Below are 13793 nucleotides of genomic sequence, written 5' to 3' on the forward strand. Positions count from 1 at the left end.
AGATTTCGCCATACGCAAGCATCCTAGCTACAAGGGTGGCTTGGTCCCTCCCGTGGTTGGACTTGCACCAACTAGATAATGCGTGCCTCTGGGCACGCCAAACATAAAAAGCAGAACCGAAGGTTCTGCCTAATCGCACATAACATATAAGTCAATCCCGAACATTTCTAATCTCGTCCATACTTTTTTTAGCCCTGCTGTTGAGCGATTTCTTGTCTTTTAAGTTATATTGAGTCAGCTCATGTCCTGGGTCAATAATCAATGGTTTTGATATTATATCTTCTAGAATCTTATAGGTAAGTTGATAAGCCGTATGCCTTATTTCTCTAGAAACTACCTTCTTTAAGGATTTAATTAAATCCAACAGTTTTTCGGCATACATAAGTTTAACGATACTATCAGCTCCCATAATATGGCGCGAAGCAAAAGCAATCACATTGTCAAGAATTCGAGAATCCTGATAATATTTTGCTAGTGACTCTAAGCTTGTGATCGCATCCCAATCTCTTATCGATAGTTGATTCGTGTAGTTATCAATCCATTCGTTGTACCAGTCTATTTCGATCTGACCTTCTATTTCGTATGTCTTATATTCTTCGAAAACACCATCACGATGCATTTGAAAAAAATGCCCTCGATACGAATCGAATAATTCTTTGGCTCTCTGCTGTTGCTCTTCCACGAATCTCACCACTCTTATTGTATATTCTTTGCGAATTATGGTAATAGTGTCATAAGCGCTAGAGCACCTTCGTGTTCTGGTGCTAATTCTAAGGTAATGCGCGCCATTTCCCTAGCAGCAGCATCTTCTCCTACCTCGTAATAGCAAATGGCCATCTCATAAAGTACAGAAGCGTCATTCCTATACTCATTGTTGGTCCGTTCGAAGAATAACAATGCATCCTCGAACATTTCCATTTGATATAATAACATCGCGCAGTCCAAAGCTAAATCACGGTTTAATTCCATCGGATAATACCCTTCCCACATCAGAAGTATCCCTTGTCGAATGTCCGATAATTCTTCTTCCTCACACGCGGGAATTAGATTCGAGATGCGCTTCGCGCTTTGGAGGAACAATTGAGCATCATACCCGCCCAACCGCCAAAAAGCTAAGAGTTGGTTAACTTCCATGAGATCCAAATGCGAATCAAACCATTCCTTGATACTAAAAAAATCATCTGGACCAAAACGCTCGACAAACCGTCGATAGGCTAAGCGTGTATGACCATAACTGAGTGGATTTGGCACCATAAGCATACACCCTATGTTCAAATGATTATAAGGATGAGATGTAAATAAGCTCATGGCACCCTTTTGCTCAAAAACATACCCAATGGCATGATAATTGGCTGTCAGGGAAAAGCTTCCATGATGAATCAACTTGGGAGGTTCGTTGTATTCCCAGTTTTCAATTCGGTGGTCACCTTTATCTGCAGTGAGCAGGATAAACCCCTCTTGCGAGAGCAAACAAAGTCGTTCCAAACATTGCAGGCCAACAGCCGGAAAGAGGATATGGGAATCCTCCAGCTTCTGAGAATACAATTCTACAACCTCGCGATAAGGGTACGATTCCTGTTCATATTCATCGGCTCTTCGATAATGATACTCAGGAATGACGTTCTTCAGCATATCTGCAGCACTGCGTTCGGTATCACCTTCCGGGAAGTGCAAAGAAACCATGCACTCATAAATTTTGTTTTCGTCTACATAGATCAGTTCTTGTGGAATACTGTCAAAAAAGTAATTCGCAATAACCAGCAGAGGCTGCTGCAAGTCACCCACTCTAATTCGATCGCCAGATTGCATCAAATGAAGTTCGGTACCCTGCACAGCATCAAATTGTGCAAAGTCTAGAACCCCTTGTTCTACATAGGGAAGTAAGCTTCGGTGCTTCTGCCAAAAGGCGATATTCTTGGATGCTAGATCACTCATTACATATCGAAATGGTGGAAGTGTTATCCCTGAATAATCCCTTAATTCACATAGTTCTTTTACGATATGATAGGCTAATCTGCCCGAACCCGCTCCAAGCTCCAAAATCGTCACAGGTTCCAACGTGTAACCAAGCTTCGCTCTATCTTGAAGAAACCCAAATATGATCTCGGCATACGCTACCGCAATACTTGGGTTACTAGTTATGTATTGTGGAACATCTTCACTCTGCCATGCACCAATACCCTGCTCTTCATAATAAGTTCGCTGTAACTCCCATATGGGTGCCTCGCTGAAACGATAAATCTTCTGATCTGTATGTGTCATCTTCTTGAACCTACTTTACTCCATTTTATGAAAAAACAACTCCCATCTTACCATAAAGTACCTCCTAATCAAAAATAGAAAGACAGTTACCTACTTTCTGGTTAACTACCTTTCTACCCGTTTTAGAAAAGTGATTTCACTTATTAAAGGGAATACAATTCTTGATATGTTGAATGTTGTAATGCAGCTTTTTCTCATCAGCCGTGATCAGTTCAGCAAATGGGAGATCCAGCTTCTGCAGCAAGCCAATCTTGTTCACATGTAAGCCTAAGTCAAAACAGACGATTTCTCCCACCAAATCTTTCAACAATTGTTCAAATGTATTTGGGAGTAATGCAAAAGATGGATCGGTTAAACTAGGTGTCGATTGCGTATAAACTTGTGAATAAGGAGTCTGATTGTTTTGATATGGACTAATCCATTTTAGGTGAAACAAAGGAATGTACATGATCTGATAAAGGGGCGAATGAAACACCAAGTAGTCTTGGGAAATATGTCTCACATAACCGTGGATTGTCTGATTATTGGAGATATAAATTTCTACGAATCGATCAATCGCACTGCTTAAGATTTGGCGGTAGGTGATTTCTCCAGTTTGCATAGTGAGGTCAGGTGGAGAATCCGAGATCGATTTGTCTAGATTTAATGTGATATTTCGAATATGAGCGATAGGTAAATATAAGTACTTTTTTTCCATGTATATGACAATAATATCTGGTCCTACATCGATTAGGTAGCCAATTTTATCCCCATCCCCAATCAACTCAATCTGTACCATCTTTCCAATATACGTGTTGAAAAACATCATGGTTGATAACCTCCTTATCTAGTCTATTTTTTTAATAAATCCAGTAAACCCAAAAGGCAAGACATATCAATGTAAATATTAAAGCAGGGGGTATTGTTATAAACGTGACCTTACAGTAATCCTTCCAGCTCATTTTCACTTTATGCTGCTTAAGGATATGGAGCCAAATTAGCGAAGCTAGCGTCCCGATTGGTAGAAGCAGAGCCCCGAGATCACTACCAACTACACTGGCTAAGTAGGTTACTTTTAATGTTAGTGGATCTAATTCCATACCGGTTAACGTTAGGGTACCAATCATTAATGCAGGATGATTATTTACTAATGTAGAAAGGAGTGTGACGAGTGCTCCCATCAGTAAACTCCCGTTTAATAAATCGCCAGAAACCAATGGTTTAAAGGCACTAACAAGTATATGTGTTAGTCCAATATTATTTAATCCAAATATGATAACGTACATTCCAAAGGCAAATACGAGAATATGCCAGGGTGTCTTTTTTACCATATCGACAGGAGATATTTTGAGATAAAGCCAGCGCCATGCAAGTAGAACAGTTGAACCTAGCACAGCTACGATACTTACTGGTATACCGTAATAGGAGGCAATAAATAAACTTATCCGAACCATGAATACGAACAATAATATATTTCTCATGAATTTTGTTCGATCTTTGATGGCTGGCAGCGTTTTTGGAAGCTTAACGTTGTTTAAGGGATGTTTTCTTGGTCCTATCCCGTTTAATGGTAATTTCTTTGGAAGAATACGATAGAAACAAAGGAATAATAGCAGCAAGAAAACGATTAACCCCAGCGTAGAGGGGATAAACATCATTAATGTGTGCATATATAAATCCATTCCAACCATTTTGAGCGCAATAAGATTAACAATATTACTAACTCCAATAGGAGCGCTAGAAGCTGTAGCAATTAGGGCACCTGAGAGTAAATAGGGTATTTTCTGATGATTTTTTAACCCTAGATTCTCAAGAACAATGAGTAATATGGGTGTTGTTATCATTATGCTGCCATCATTGTTGAAGAATAGTGTCATTAAAAAACAAAGTAGATTAACGTACCAGAATAGACGAATCCCTGATCCTTTGGCTCTAGCCATTAATCCTTCAGCCGCCCATTGGAAGAAACCAAAGCTTTCTAGTACAATCGCCATGACGATAGTAGCCATAATCGTGATAGCTGCGTCACTAATGGTATCTGTAATTTGAAGTAAATCAGCGAAAGAAACGCTTCCGCTTAGAAGAACAAGGATAGCACCTCCCGTTGCGGGGATCGCTTCATTCATATCCTTAGGACGCCAAAGAATTAAGATAACCGTCATCACAAATGCAGCTATCGTAAGGGTTATTGTTGCGGAACCAATCATAAATTTTCACCCCGCTTTTTAGAAAAAGTCATCTTACTGTAATTCTGAGTCCACTGTGTCATACGTCTATTCTCTTGATATAGGCAACTTCTGGTATACTCAAATCTACGGAAGATACATTTTCATAAACGACTTCTATATCGGGCTGTAAAGGCGGTTTAAGTAAAAAGAAAAGTAGAATCCCTGCAAATATAATGATAAGCATGACAACCATTGTCATCCCCTCCCTTCTACCATCTACCACCATCTATCATTAGTAGATACTGGTACTGTATGTATACGGGACCTGTACTCATCTTGCTATAAACGGTTACCCCCTCTTTCAAATATTCCACTCATGTCTAGTAAAAGAAGGAATGGAACAACAAAAAAACCAAATGCTATGGGGCATTTGGTTGGCTAAAGCTTTTTCATTTCTTTTTTAATAATTTCCCGCCTTTCCTTCATGTAGTTCATAATTAATTCAGGCTCACCTCTGAATTCCGAATAAGGCCACTTACGATTATAATCATTCAGCATATAAGGGGCTATCGTACCGTGTAAATGTCCAATCATCGGGGATATCTGTTTCCTTGTAAACGATGTACGAAGAATGGAAGTAAGAATTTGTTTATAACGTATCCTAACACTCTTGAAACTCATCAATTTTTCGGTTAGACCATTATAGCCCTTAACTCGTACTAAATCACTGCTGCATACTTTACCGTAGCAATTTCTCCCCCACGTGCCTTCGTAATCCCAGGGTATGATGCGATATAATTTGGTTCGCTTATGACGATAAATCGCATAATTTTGATCAAACCCATCAAAATTACCGGTGAAAACGGCTCCTGCTAACCATCGTAAATAATTATCAATATCCAAATAGGATTGTAAGTATTGAGCTAATGGCTTCCCTGACAGTTTATTGATCTTGGAAATGAATGTGCACAGTTCTTTTCTTTCGGTGCTTAAGCCCATGATTTGCTCGTATCCTTCAAACATCGACTTCTTATTTCTTTTTGTTTCCGGGTAAAACAGTTCAAAGTTGGCATCATCATCCACGGCATAGAAAAGGGATTGCGCACTAATCCTCCTTTGCCTGAAGAAGTTTTTATCAACAGCTTCTATTTCTAAATAAACCCCCTGACTTTGTCCGTTTAGCACTAATTCAAAATGCTTTGTCTGTGGACTAGGCACACCAATACGTTGGAAAAATCGAAATGATAACGCATTCCGTATCATCGAAGGATCGTCATACTCCGCATTTAGATGGTAAGTTTTACCCTCGCATACAATTTCATACGACTTCTTCTCATATTCTCGGGTGTGCCCACCCCGATAACGGACCTTAATAGGAACACGTTTCCCTTTACTAATAAGTACACCGTTTACGAATTGCTTACTCCAAACATCTTCATTCAACTTTCTAAGCTGCTGTTCCTGGATTACGATATGTCGAGTCGGTATCATGGCACACCGCCTTTTTACATAATAAAAAGCCTATCTATAGTAGATAGACTTTCATTCTAGATTAATTTATTCGTGATTATGAACGATTGCCACGGCTCTTGTTACCTCTTGTTTTGTTTCCACGAGACTTGTTGCCTTTTGATTTGTTTCCACCAGATTTATTGCCTCTTGTTTTGTTTCCACCAGATTTGTTGCCTCTTGATTTGTTTCCACCCGATTTGTTACCTCTTGTTTTGTTTCCACCAGATTTGTTGCCTCTTGTTCTGTCATTCTTTTGGGCATTTGTTTTTTCGGTATTGGTGCCTCTTGTTTTGTCATTTTTTTGAGCATTTGTTTTCTCGGTTTTAGTGCCTCTTGTTTTGTCATTCTTTTGCGCATTTGTTTTTTCAGTATTAGTGCCTCTTGTTTTGTCATTTTTTTGGACATTTGTATTCTCGGTTTTAGTGCCTCTTGTTTTCTCACTTTTGTTACCTCTTGTTTTCTCACTTTTGTTGCCTCTTGTTTTGTCGCTATTACCTTTGTTAGATACAATAACCTCCATCTTTTAAAACCTCCTTATAGTTTATAGTGCAGTCTATGATAGGAGATTTGAATTGGATAGAGATATTGGTTGATATGGAAAAATTAATTATTAGTAGTTTCAATAACTTGGTGGAATTATTGCAAAAATAGATTCTAATCTAGTACCTCATCTCTAACGGATACATATACTTATATTACAAATGAGCAGCAATGACATTGGTACAGGAGGTGAACGCAAACTAGTAAACGCTGCTTATATCCAAACTAAACCACATTCCTGAGAGGGGAAATGACAAAATGAGTTTAAACTATTTAGGTTCATTAATTGGCACTGAGGTTAAAATCAATCGCGGAGGTCCTGATTCTATCGTAGGTAGATTAGTATCCGTCCATCATGATTATTTAGCAATCCAAATCAAAGATGGCACTATTGTCTACATCCAATTGCAACATATCAAAAGCATTAGTAGTATGAACAGCAATGCTAGCAGAGGTAACAAAAGCAACAAAAGTAACAGAAGTAACAGAACTCCTCAACGTTTTGAAAATGCGTATACATTTGAAGGTCTCTTGGGTCAATTGAGATACACAAATGTTCAAATCAACCGCGGTGGCCCTGAGAAAGTTGAAGGTCTTCTCGTATATTCCGGGGATAACGTCTTGCTGCTTGTTGTAAACAATGAAATTGTCCGTATTCCAATCTTCCATATTAAAAGTATTAATGTCTTTAACAAAAATAAAAGCAATGGCAACAAATCCAATAGCTCTTCCAATAAAAACAACAATAAAAGCAACAAAGCAACTGCTGCACAAATCGTTGCGATTAAACTTATGTTAAAAAAATACCGCACTAATTAAATTTAGTAGAACTTGCTACATGATACCCATATCCTATAACCCCAATCTCGTCGCAGGCGCGCTGATTGCTACGGCATTCAGCGCGCCATTTGGGGTTATTTATGCACGAATTCAATAAGGATAAAGCATTTCTACTAGATTGAAAGGAGGTGCAATCAATGGAAACTATGACTATGTTAATTGACAAACAAGTGGAGCTTTCATTTTCGGGGATGCAGCAACCCTTAAAGGGAGTGCTTCTTGAGGTAGGCAGTGATCTTATCGTGATATATAATGAATTTCATTTTTACTATATTCCCATTATTCATTTACAATATTTAAAGCTCGATACCTATGCAAGCTCTTCCATAGACCCACCTACAGAATATCCTTTTGATCTTCAGTCCACGTCAATCTCTTATCGAAAGATGTTGATGAGCGCTAAAGGGATGTTCGTTGAAATATATATCACTGGCAATCAAAGCATACATGGGTACTTGACCCATATCATGAATGATTATTTTGCCTTCCACTCCCCTGTGTTTCATACGATGTTCATTTCGATGAAACACGTCAAATATGTGATCCCTTACCATCCTAATACGACACCGTACTCAATGAAAATGGAGCATTTTCTCGTTCAACCCTCTCAAGTTACGTTTTCACGAACGTTTGATCAGCAGTTAAAAAAACTGGAAAGCCAGTTTGTTGTCCTGGATCTTGGAGAAAATCCAAGTAAAATTGGCGTCCTGCACAAAGCGGATCATCCTTTTCTTGAGCTTCATACAGCAAGCGGGAAATCGATTCTGCATAGTGAGCATGTGAAAACGATTCATCTGCCCTCTGCGCGCAAAGGCGACAGCTTTGGTGGACGCATTTTCTAAACGTTGACGTCCAGTTCGGACGTCATTTTGTTTTGTTGTGGCATCTGGGCGTTCTGGGCATACACTATGGCATAAACTTCGAGAGGAAGACCATGATGACCTACAATTATGAAAACTTGCCGCAGCCACTCCAATCTTGGACGTTTCAGCATCCTATCCACCCCTCATTTCCCCCTTCCGTTTGGCCTTACAACACTCAGGCTCCTTGGGCTCAGGATTTAGAACATGATTTCCGTGAAAGAGATCAGCCTCTCACTTTTGTTCTGATTCACGGCTCTTGGGCAGATGCAAGCTTTTGGTCTGGGATTGCTGCAGAATTACGCAAAAAAGGCCATACCGTCTATGTTCCTGAGTACCCAGGACATGGCGCTGACCCTAACAAAGCTGCAACACATGCGATGATGACAAAATCCATCGCTGATTACGTAACTTCTCACAATTTAAAAAACATTATTTTGGTTGGACATAGCTTCGGCGGCAGTTTAGTCCAAAAAGTAGCAGAGTTTATTCCTGATCGTCTGAAAAGACTCGTATTCATGAACGCATTTGTACTTAAAGATGGAGGAATGCTTGCCGATGAGTTTCCTACCTCTATGCAAGCGATGTTTAAACAGCTCATAGAAAGCTCTAAGGACAATACAGTGATGCTTCCGTTTCCTTTATTTAGAGAATCTTTTGCCAATCTAGCAAATTTTGCGCAAGCTCAACAACTCTATAAAAAAGTCACACCTGAGCCAGCCGGGCCCTTTTTCGAAAAGCTTGACTTGAAGAAATTTTACAGCCTGCAAGTACCCAAAAGCTATGTCCATCTGATGGAAGACACTGTCATACCACTAGGCAATCCAGAATTTGGCTGGCATCCGCATATGTCAAGCCGATTGGGTTTATATCGATTTATTCAAGCACATGGTGATCATATGTCAACCGCACAATTCGAGCCTAAACTCATTGCAAGAAAGCTTTATGAAGCATCCAGGGACTAACAAGCTATCAGAATTTGATAAGCATTTAATAATTCGTCCAACTCGCCAGATAATCGCAATATGAATTCGGACGGCAGCTCGTACATGTTTCCCGCATGATTAAGCTCATCTCTTTTAGCTTCTATTTTCTTCTCTATTTCAAATAACCGGTCCATTGTGCACGACCTCCAATGAATAGTCTATTATTTATATAGTTTATACAAATATTGTTAAGAAAATATAAGCATTGCTACGTAGACTGTGAAAAAGCGCAAATTGTCGAATAGACAACTTGCGCTTTTTTGGCTAAGAGCAAGTTGGCTGATTGTTCTGCTTAGGATTTGAACGCAACCAGTTCAACATATCGTCAATCGTATGCACAGGTACAATAAGTAGGCCAGGTGCTCCTCGTCTTGCTTCTGACTCATTTTGAGATGGAACAAAGAATACATCGGCATCCGTTCTGCTGACGCTATAGGCTTTCTGTTCTAAGCCTCCTACAGGACCGATCGAACCATCGGCCTCCATGGTTCCAGTGCCAGCAACACGATTGCCATAAGTTACACCGCAAGGTGTAAGCTGATCAATCAATGTTAGTGCCAGCACCGCCCCATGCGAGGGTCCTCCCTCATGCAATAAATAGTTATGATATTTCACCGGCGCTGGAATATCATACTGCATCTCATTCGCAACTTGAATGCCGAAGGCAGCACGGCTCGGGTCGTCTGGATTTGCTCGCGTCTTAACTGAAAGACTAACTTTCTGTCCGCCGCGCAGCACCAGCACCTTCACCTGATCCCCGGGCTTGGTCAATTTCATGCGAGCTGTCAGATCTTGAACCGTTGTAACGCTATATTCATTAACTTCCTCGATTACATCGCTCAGCTGCAAGATACCAGAGACAGGGCTATCTTTTAGAATAGCCGTGATGCGAACACCGTGCGAGGTGATTCCTTTGCCCTTACCTACTTTATGATAAGCAATTGCACTGCCCGCGGCGTTCGCATCCTCCTTCATCGTACGTACTTCTTGGTTGTACTCTCCCAAAGACATACCTAGATTCTTCGGTTCAAATGAATACTTAGCAAATAGCTTCGCATATAGCCAATCGATCGGGAATGCTGGCCGCTCAAACACGAGCACACCCGAAATTTCTCCATGAACATTTCCCTCATTTGCCTGTGCGTAACGATTCATATTTAAGGTCAATCCTGGGTAAGTGACCATGGAATTCGTCGGCCAGAACATCACAAGCAATAGTAACAAAGTGGAACCAAACAAAGTTATACTCTGAACAGGCATCTTACGACGCATCCGTTCATGGAAAAATAAATCTATAAATACTAATAACCAAGTTATAAGAAAAGTACTCACCGAAATTTCAATCTTTTTCGGAATCGTTAACAGAATAATTACACTCGCCAGGGATGCTGCGATAACCGCGATACTTCGAACGCGAACCCAAGCATTTCCCTGCGAGAACATATGCCAGAATGCGCCAGCCATCCAAATAATAGGAATGAAGGCAAGAACATAGATCAGTAGATCAATCGCATCGATCCAATAAAGCCTTGTCCCTAATCGCAAGGGATCTGGCAGCCAAATTAATTCCCCTGTTACAGCTAATATCAGGGCTAAAACCATACCCAAGTAGTAAAGTCTTTGCCATCGCGTCATCCCTCAAACATCCCCTATTTCACCGAATCGTAAAAGTCCGCCATTCATTAACTTACAGCTTTAATAATAACGTTAAATCCTACTAACAACAATTGGAGCCGATCTTCTAATTAAAAACAGCAGACACCCTAATTATAAGGTATCTGCTGCTTCCAACTAAGTTAACTCGTTCATATATTTCACGACTTCATCATAAGAGAGCTTGCCACCGAAAATATCTAAGGCACTACCAACGGTAATATCAAGCTTTCCGCTGGACAACTCTTTGAACAGCTCAAGATCCGCGAATGATCTTGCCCCTCCTGCGTAGGTAGTAGGAATTACAACCCAATCTGCCAACGTACTGACCAGGCTTTGCTGAATCCCGCTTTGTTTGCCCTCTACATCAACAGCGTGAATCAGAAACTCATCACAATATTGTTCAAGAAACCGAATATTTTCTTTATTCAATTCAAAGTTACTCAATTGCTTCCATTGGTTTGTAGCAACGAACCACTTGCCATCCTTCTCTTTACAGCTTAGATCTATGACCAAATTGTGTTTTCCAACCTCAGCTTCGATTCGTTTAAGATTGTCCATATTCAGCTGCCCGTCTCGGAAAATATAGGAGGTCACAACTACGTGCGAGGCGCCTTGCTCAAGATAGTAGCTGGCATTCTCCGCCTGAATACCACCGCCAATTTGCAAACCGCCGGGATACTCACGTAGCGCACTTACAGCTTCATCCTTATTTCCGTCACCGAGCATGATGACATGACCTCCAAGTAGATGATCTCTTTTAAACATCGCGGCATAATAGGTTGAGTCAAAAGAGGAAACAAAATTTTCAATGATTTCCTTTCCCTCTGTACTTAATGTCTCACCTACGATTTGTTTCACTTTACCGTTGTGTAAATCGATGCAAGGTCTAAATTTCACGAATATACCCCCACTAGATTCTATTGCTGCTAGATCAATTTTCCATCAATTATAGCACAAATAGCCCTTTAGTGAGGGCAAGTTGCTCACAATATCACCTACGTGTTATCGTTATATGGTTAATACTTCCAATTACGTTCCTGGCTGGAGCTGATCAAATGAATCTTTCCGATAGAACCTACAAGAATATTCTCCCGCATTCCTTGAAATTAGCCGTCTTGTTCATTAGCTTGTACGGGTTAACTTTTGCGTTAGCAGCCCTGTCATACCCTATTTTTTCAAGTGTTCCCTATGACAGATCTATCACGAAGTCAGGCTTATACTATGGCCTTCTCTTTTCCGTAGTCCCTTATTTTTCAATAGGGTATTGGGTTCGGAATCAGTCTTACATGGGTAAAATCTTTGCCTCGTTCTCCCTGCTATTCATTTTATTCATCGAAAAAGTGGTTTTCATTTATTTACTCGGAATTTTGGAAACTCTTCCATCACCCGGTCATAACTTGTTACTACAGAGCGGATATGTTTTAGCTTGTGAAGAACTTCCTTTCTACTGTCATCCGATGATCTACCTAGTTTTTGGTACAATTTTAGCAGCAGCTTCTTATTTGACAGCATTCCTTATGAAAGAAAACCCCATCCGTAGATGAGGTTTTCTTAATTTGTACCAATAAGATTTACTTTTTAGTGAATCCTTCTTCTTCCAAATACTCTTGGACCTCTTCATAGGTTTCAAAAGCGCAGTCTAGATTGCTGCCAGCATAGATATACCATAAATCTTCAACGAAGGTAACGACCAAGAGATGGCCGTCTTCATCGATCCAATGCTCTTCTTGTTGTTCAGTATCCAACTTTGGAAGCTTCTTAGATGTCTGACCCGTTAAAGAATGAATCGACTTCTCAATAATGTCTCGCAGCTCTTCCGCGCTGAAATCACGGATATTGATAAACCCCTTGCTGTCCGTAGCATATCCTTTGATATATTCAGCGTATACAAATCCGTTTCCGTTTGGGTGCAGGTGATAAACTACAGTCTTCTTATCATAAGCACTATCTTCATAATGGAAATTGATCCGTCCAAGGGATACATTTTTCCGCTCTAGCTCGGGAAAAGATTCCACGATAGCTAATTTTTCTTCTAAACTAAGCATACAAGCCTCCGTAACTTAATCAATAACCTGAATTTTAAATACATTCTCCAATTTTCCATCTGATCTTTTTTTCAAAGGCACTTTAATGTCTCTTCCGAGTTCTTTGAAAAAAGTTTCAACATCACACTGTACATTGGAAAGGATAACTTTGAATGAACCGTCTTCGACAATGTTCTGATTAGCTTCTGCAAGAACCTTAACATCTACCGCGTATTTCTTCGTTAACGTGTTGATGTATCGGCTGAAAATTTCAATTAATTCCTCATTGTTAAAATTTTCAATAACCAGTTTTCCCTTGTTCGTAAAATTTAAATGAACGTTCACTTTTAAATGTCCCCTTTTCCTTTAAACCGTTTATTTTCTTGTGGGTAAAAACATGCTGACCGTATGGTTCTTCCTCATTGAAAAGGATCCAATCCCTAGTTGGCATCGTTGGCACTACATCGATCAAATAATGATTCTCTTCTATTTTACTTGTTTTTATGGGTATGAAGCAATACAAAAGCCAAATTCATTTTTAAAAATAAAAAGAAGCAGGTCATTCCCTGCCTCATCTTGTCTTATATTGTATAATTATAACACACTTTTAAGAATTCTAAGCAAAAAGGATGGAATCAAAATGGCCTTTGGCATAAAAAGAGAAGAACTTCACCAATGGAAGGCTGCCGTAAGCCGCGGCGAGATTGCCTTTTTGACTCATTACTGGCTGGATAATCGCTTTGTTGGCATTCGAACCGTCACGAAGGTGGGCTGTTCGGATTTGGATCGGTTATCCCAATGGTGTATATCACATGGACTCAACCCGCAATATATTCACCATAGTCCTTCCTATCCCCACTTCGATCTCTTCGGCCCCATGCAAAAGCGAATATTAGAACTCGAGAATAAATGGGACCAGATCGAGAGATTCAAACTCTAAAAACTCTAAATCACCTATAACCGCTT

General features: G+C 40.0%; 16 protein-coding genes. 4 read left to right on the plus strand and 12 right to left on the minus strand.

Features of this window, described 5'->3' with window-relative positions; all coding sequences use genetic code 11:
* Positions 1-151: 151 nt before the first annotated feature.
* From ASD40_RS18320 to ASD40_RS18345, 7 genes are all read right to left on the minus strand, one after another.
* Positions 152-682 carry a hypothetical protein gene (locus ASD40_RS18320; RefSeq protein WP_057304621.1) on the minus strand — a complete coding sequence of 177 codons (531 nt, stop codon included), beginning with the start codon at positions 680-682 and terminating at the stop codon, positions 152-154.
* A 35-nt stretch (positions 683-717) separates the two neighbouring features.
* Complete coding sequence (locus ASD40_RS18325; RefSeq protein ID WP_057304622.1) at positions 718-2262, minus strand: SAM-dependent methyltransferase; 1545 nt, start codon at positions 2260-2262, stop codon at positions 718-720.
* A gap of 136 nt (positions 2263-2398) precedes the next feature.
* A complete protein-coding gene (locus tag ASD40_RS18330; RefSeq protein WP_057304623.1) occupies positions 2399-3070 on the minus strand; it encodes a hypothetical protein in 672 nt (223 codons plus the stop codon).
* A 31-nt stretch (positions 3071-3101) separates the two neighbouring features.
* Positions 3102-4448, minus strand: coding sequence for an arsenic transporter (locus tag ASD40_RS18335; protein ID WP_057304624.1), 1347 nt, complete (start codon positions 4446-4448; stop codon positions 3102-3104).
* 58 nt (positions 4449-4506) lie between these two features.
* Positions 4507-4662, minus strand: coding sequence for a hypothetical protein (locus tag ASD40_RS37275; RefSeq protein WP_156390092.1), 156 nt, complete (start codon positions 4660-4662; stop codon positions 4507-4509).
* A 185-nt stretch (positions 4663-4847) separates the two neighbouring features.
* Positions 4848-5900, minus strand: a complete 1053-nt coding sequence (locus ASD40_RS18340; protein ID WP_057304625.1) for a CotH kinase family protein — start codon at positions 5898-5900, stop codon at positions 4848-4850.
* A 76-nt stretch (positions 5901-5976) separates the two neighbouring features.
* On the minus strand, positions 5977-6441 hold the full coding sequence (locus ASD40_RS18345) for a hypothetical protein (protein ID WP_156390094.1): 465 nt from the start codon (positions 6439-6441) through the stop codon (positions 5977-5979).
* A gap of 278 nt (positions 6442-6719) precedes the next feature.
* Here ASD40_RS18345 and ASD40_RS18350 point away from each other — a divergent pair, with 278 nt between their 5' ends.
* The 3 genes from ASD40_RS18350 (at position 6720) to ASD40_RS18360 (ending at position 9126) form a co-directional block, all read left to right on the plus strand.
* Entirely contained in the window at positions 6720-7280 is a 561-nt protein-coding gene (locus tag ASD40_RS18350; protein WP_057304627.1) for a DUF2642 domain-containing protein, read from the plus strand.
* Positions 7281-7438: 158 nt separating this feature from the next.
* Positions 7439-8143, plus strand: a complete 705-nt coding sequence (locus tag ASD40_RS18355; RefSeq protein WP_057304628.1) for a hypothetical protein — start codon at positions 7439-7441, stop codon at positions 8141-8143.
* Between the two features lie 92 nt (positions 8144-8235).
* Entirely contained in the window at positions 8236-9126 is an 891-nt protein-coding gene (locus tag ASD40_RS18360) for an alpha/beta fold hydrolase (RefSeq protein ID WP_235549305.1), read from the plus strand.
* On the opposite strand, the gene ASD40_RS36495 is transcribed toward ASD40_RS18360, so the two are convergent.
* From ASD40_RS36495 to ASD40_RS18385, 5 genes are all read right to left on the minus strand, one after another.
* Positions 9123-9281, minus strand: coding sequence for an aspartyl-phosphate phosphatase Spo0E family protein (locus ASD40_RS36495; protein WP_082562285.1), 159 nt, complete (start codon positions 9279-9281; stop codon positions 9123-9125). The two genes, ASD40_RS18360 and ASD40_RS36495, sit on opposite strands and share 4 nt — an antisense overlap.
* Before the next feature lie 130 nt (positions 9282-9411).
* Complete coding sequence (locus tag ASD40_RS18365) at positions 9412-10782, minus strand: PDZ domain-containing protein (RefSeq protein ID WP_057304629.1); 1371 nt, start codon at positions 10780-10782, stop codon at positions 9412-9414.
* 156 nt (positions 10783-10938) lie between these two features.
* Positions 10939-11700 carry a phosphoribosylformimino-5-aminoimidazole carboxamide ribotide isomerase gene (gene hisA / locus ASD40_RS18370; RefSeq protein ID WP_057304630.1) on the minus strand — a complete coding sequence of 254 codons (762 nt, stop codon included), beginning with the start codon at positions 11698-11700 and terminating at the stop codon, positions 10939-10941.
* A gap of 674 nt (positions 11701-12374) precedes the next feature.
* Positions 12375-12848, minus strand: coding sequence for a hypothetical protein (locus ASD40_RS18380; protein WP_057304632.1), 474 nt, complete (start codon positions 12846-12848; stop codon positions 12375-12377).
* 15 nt (positions 12849-12863) lie between these two features.
* Positions 12864-13172 carry a hypothetical protein gene (locus ASD40_RS18385; RefSeq protein WP_057304633.1) on the minus strand — a complete coding sequence of 103 codons (309 nt, stop codon included), beginning with the start codon at positions 13170-13172 and terminating at the stop codon, positions 12864-12866.
* A 295-nt stretch (positions 13173-13467) separates the two neighbouring features.
* Here ASD40_RS18385 and ASD40_RS18390 point away from each other — a divergent pair, with 295 nt between their 5' ends.
* The gene (locus ASD40_RS18390) at positions 13468-13767 is read left to right on the plus strand and encodes a hypothetical protein (RefSeq protein WP_057304650.1); all 300 of its coding nucleotides are present in this window, start codon (positions 13468-13470) and stop codon (positions 13765-13767) included.
* The last annotated feature ends 26 nt before the right edge of the window (positions 13768-13793 follow it).

It is taken from the genome of Paenibacillus sp. Root444D2 (assembly GCF_001426375.1).
Lineage (GTDB): Bacteria > Bacillota > Bacilli > Paenibacillales > NBRC-103111 > Paenibacillus_E.

Bases quoted from the DNA above. Each gene is read 5' to 3' on its own strand.
- ASD40_RS18340 (WP_057304625.1), bottom strand. From the start codon at position 5,900: ATGATACCGACTCGACATATCGTAATCCAGGAACAGCAGCTTAGAAAG.
- ASD40_RS18350 (WP_057304627.1), top strand. From the start codon at position 6,720: ATGAGTTTAAACTATTTAGGTTCATTAATTGGCACTGAGGTTAAAATC.
- ASD40_RS18355 (WP_057304628.1), top strand. From the start codon at position 7,439: ATGGAAACTATGACTATGTTAATTGACAAACAAGTGGAGCTTTCATTT.
- ASD40_RS18365 (WP_057304629.1), bottom strand. From the start codon at position 10,782: ATGACGCGATGGCAAAGACTTTACTACTTGGGTATGGTTTTAGCCCTG.
- ASD40_RS18360 (WP_235549305.1), top strand. From the start codon at position 8,236: ATGATGACCTACAATTATGAAAACTTGCCGCAGCCACTCCAATCTTGG.
- ASD40_RS37275 (WP_156390092.1), bottom strand. From the start codon at position 4,662: ATGGTTGTCATGCTTATCATTATATTTGCAGGGATTCTACTTTTCTTT.
- ASD40_RS18325 (WP_057304622.1), bottom strand. From the start codon at position 2,262: ATGACACATACAGATCAGAAGATTTATCGTTTCAGCGAGGCACCCATA.
- ASD40_RS18345 (WP_156390094.1), bottom strand. From the start codon at position 6,441: ATGGAGGTTATTGTATCTAACAAAGGTAATAGCGACAAAACAAGAGGC.
- ASD40_RS18335 (WP_057304624.1), bottom strand. From the start codon at position 4,448: ATGATTGGTTCCGCAACAATAACCCTTACGATAGCTGCATTTGTGATG.
- ASD40_RS18390 (WP_057304650.1), top strand. From the start codon at position 13,468: ATGGCCTTTGGCATAAAAAGAGAAGAACTTCACCAATGGAAGGCTGCC.
- ASD40_RS18380 (WP_057304632.1), bottom strand. From the start codon at position 12,848: ATGCTTAGTTTAGAAGAAAAATTAGCTATCGTGGAATCTTTTCCCGAG.
- ASD40_RS18330 (WP_057304623.1), bottom strand. From the start codon at position 3,070: ATGATGTTTTTCAACACGTATATTGGAAAGATGGTACAGATTGAGTTG.
- ASD40_RS36495 (WP_082562285.1), bottom strand. From the start codon at position 9,281: ATGGACCGGTTATTTGAAATAGAGAAGAAAATAGAAGCTAAAAGAGAT.